Origin of the sequence: Hydrogenophaga pseudoflava NBRC 102511, assembly GCF_001592285.1 — a bacterium.
GTDB classification, from domain to species: domain Bacteria; phylum Pseudomonadota; class Gammaproteobacteria; order Burkholderiales; family Burkholderiaceae_C; genus Hydrogenophaga; species Hydrogenophaga pseudoflava.
Genome location: NZ_BCWQ01000033.1, coordinates 1 through 3,003 on the forward strand (window position 1 = coordinate 1; position 3,003 = coordinate 3,003).

The 3,003-nt window shown below is 61.2% G+C and carries 3 protein-coding genes and 1 pseudogene; 2 read left to right on the forward strand and 2 right to left on the reverse strand.

From position 1 onward, the window contains the following. Positions 1 to 283: 283 nt before the first annotated feature. A pseudogene (locus HPS01S_RS21275) lies at positions 284 to 1,054 on the forward strand (IS256 family transposase); the annotation flags it as partial. A 100-nt stretch (positions 1,055 to 1,154) separates the two neighbouring features. On the opposite strand, the gene HPS01S_RS21920 reads toward HPS01S_RS21275, so the two are convergent. Then, positions 1,155 to 1,427 (reverse strand): hypothetical protein, encoded by a 273-nt coding sequence (locus tag HPS01S_RS21920; RefSeq protein ID WP_157576535.1) that lies wholly within the window; start codon positions 1,425 to 1,427, stop codon positions 1,155 to 1,157. A gap of 395 nt (positions 1,428 to 1,822) precedes the next feature. On the opposite strand from HPS01S_RS21920, the gene HPS01S_RS21285 reads away from it, so the two are divergent. Next, the gene (locus tag HPS01S_RS21285) at positions 1,823 to 2,272 is read left to right on the forward strand and encodes a thermonuclease family protein (RefSeq protein ID WP_066161149.1); all 450 of its coding nucleotides are present in this window, start codon (positions 1,823 to 1,825) and stop codon (positions 2,270 to 2,272) included. Here the strand turns inward: HPS01S_RS21285 and HPS01S_RS21290 are convergent. After that, on the reverse strand, positions 2,256 to 2,561 hold the full coding sequence (locus HPS01S_RS21290; protein ID WP_066161144.1) for a hypothetical protein: 306 nt from the start codon (positions 2,559 to 2,561) through the stop codon (positions 2,256 to 2,258). The genes HPS01S_RS21285 and HPS01S_RS21290 overlap by 17 nt on opposite strands. Between the last annotated feature and the right edge of the window lie 442 nt (positions 2,562 to 3,003).

Sequence of the window (3,003 nt, forward strand, 5' to 3'; positions counted from 1 at the left end):
CAGGCCACGCAGGCTGACAGTGCCACCATGCCGAAGGTCAGCTTCTTGGCCCAGTCTCGTACTCACACTGCTGTGCCAGGAGGTGGTGCTCCCGAGCGTCCAGTTTGGAGCAACTTGCTTCGGAGCTTGGTACGGCTCTGCTGACCTGCCCCCTGTAGACGTACCAGTCAAAAGTGGAAGTCCAGGCTCAAGATTACTCGATGGGTTTCGGGGTTGATGGGTATTGAGCTGCATCGTCAGCGCGCTGGCGATGCAGCCTCCTCGAATTGGCCCAAAGCGTCGATTGGCCGAGGTCACGGCCTGGCAGGGCCGGCCACTGGTGCCGATGTACCCGGTGGTGTTCTTCGACGCGCTGCGCGTGAAGATCCGCGAGGACGCGGTGGTGCGCAACAAGGCCATCTATCTGGCGCTGGGCGTGCTGCCCGATGGCACGCGCGACATCCTGGGCCTGTAGATCGAGAACACCGAGGGGGCCAAGTTCCGGATGAAGTTGTTCAACGATCTGAAGACACGTGGAGTGGCCGACATCCTGATCGCCGTCACCGACGGCCTCAAAGGTATCCCCGAAGCGCTGGCAGCGGTGTTCCCGGCCACCACGCTGCAAACCTGCATCGTGCACCTGATCCGCAACAGCCTGGACTACGCGAGCTGGAAGGACCGCAAGGCGCTGGCAGCGGCCTTGAAGCCGATCTACACGGAACCCAGTGCAGAGGCGGCAGCGGCCGAGCTCGATGCCCTGGAGGCTGGCTCCTAGGGACAGAAGTTCCCCACCGTCGTGGCGACCTGGTGCCGGACCTGGGACCGTGTCATTCCGTTCTTTGCCTTCAGCCCGGCGGTGCGACGGGTGATCTACATGACCAACGCCATTGAGAGCCTGTACAGCAGGCTGCGCAAGATCATCAAGACGCGCGGTCACTTCCCCAGTGACGATGCCGCCACCAAGCTGCTGTGGCTGGCGCTGCGCAACATCACGGCCGACTGGGGACGGGCAGCCAAGGAATGGAAGGAGGCCATGAACCAGTTCGCCATTGCCTATGGAGAACGCTTCACACGAGCTGCCGCGCAATATGCGGCGCGGGTTCATCTGAATCGATGGACCCTACACGGAGCCTTGAACACAGAAATTCAGACAGCCCCGCCCTCAACGTCACACCTCAGGTAAGGTCATCAATGCTCAAACCATGCTGACGCATGGTGGTGACGATCTCAACGATTACCGCTTCTCGCTGGGCCAGCCACTGTTCACGCTGGCTCTCACGCTCTCTGGCCTGCCTGCGCTTCTCATCACCATCATCGGCTTGGGCGAAGGCCGCACCTATTTCATTCATCAACTCACGAAAACGCTGGTCGCCCATCGGTACATTGGGAGGCCTGTGATCGAGTTGAAGGACTTTTCGGTTTCGAAAACTCTTGTCTTCAAATGGCATTTGCGCGGCTGTATGAAGTTCCCGGGCGTTCGATGTTCATCATAGTCCGCCCATGGCGATCGGCGCCCTCTCCGGCAATCGGAAACCCGCTCACACCACGGTAGCCGATCCGGTCAGGCCGCAATCAACTTCGTTTGAAGGTTTTTTCGGCACCAGGGGATGCGGTTCAACATCTCGTCCGCGACCAACACAGAAGTCCCTGCGAGGTGCTGTCCCACTGTCCCCGACTTGATGCTGTGGACTTCGTTCATCCGTGTTGGGGATGCGCAGGCGTTCAGTCGAGTGCATGATCCAGGCATTCCTCCTTAAGCGCGTGAAAGCGTTGAAGGCTTCAGGCCCGCCGCGTGCGGGCTTATTTTTTTCTGGTCCTCGCACCCTCGGTAGACTGCTTCCACATGCCAGCTTCAGCAGTCCTCTTATGCCTAGTGGTTGCCATCGCCGACGGCGACACTCTCACCGCCCGTTGTGGCGAGCCAGGCGCATACGAACAGGTGAAGGTCCGCATCGGCGGGATCGATGCACCAGAAAAAGCCCAGCCCTTCGGTCAGCGCTCGCGCCAGGCACTCGCCGATCTGTGCCACCGCGAGACGGCCACGATCAGGTCCACCACAAAGGACAAGTACGGCCGCACGGTGGCCGATGTGCAATGCCAGGGACAAAACGTGGGCCGTTCGCAAGTGGCCGCCGGGCTGGCCTGGGTATTCGACAGGTACTCAGAGGGTTATGAGGACTTGTACCCGCTGCAAAGAGCCGCCAAGGCGGATAGGCGCGGCCTGTGGACCGACCCGGCCCCCGTGGCACCTTGGGACTGGCGCCAGCAACGCCGTACTAGCTCCCAGCAATAGCGTGCATCTCTGCGAGCAGCGCCACCAGGCGCGACGCAATCTCTTCGCTTTGTTGTGCCGCTTCCAACAGGCCGACTGTGCCGCTGGACAGACCGCAGTACCGGACTTCCATGAAATGCGCGAAGCCATCAGGAACCGCCCTCGCCGTTTCGCCAATGGCTTCACTGATGCTGCTGTGCACCGAAGGTTCGGTGACCGCCCCGCCGTGCACCTGCGCCTCAGCCCGATAGACGCCAGCGGCGACTTTGTCGATCTGCAATGTGATGATCTTTGGCTCAGCAACCGCCATAGTTCTTCTTCCCGCTCTTGGTGATGGTGTAGGTACCACCCCTGGGGCCAACGAAGCACGTTTTGCCACTCGGGGCCGTGAAGCTCGAGTTCGGTACTGGTGCGAGCTGGGCTGCCCCCGATGCATGGCTGGGTCCTGCCGAGTACACCGGCTGCGGCGCGTAGGCCCTGGCTCCTGAGTCGGCGCTCATGTTCGCCGCCTGCAGACACTCGATCCGCTTGGGCGCGCTTTCGAGAAGGCTGCAGGCCTCTATCAGGATCGCCGGTACCTGGGCAGCGGCACTCAGAGGCGCGAGCAGCACCCAACATATGCGAGCCGCCTTCATGTACATCGTCATCCTCCGCGTTGTGTTGCAGTTCGGTTCGTCTTCTCTTCTCGGCCTGGAAAGCGTCGTCAACGCTTGCGCCTTCCTCGCTCCGGATCCGGCAACGAGATCAGCATA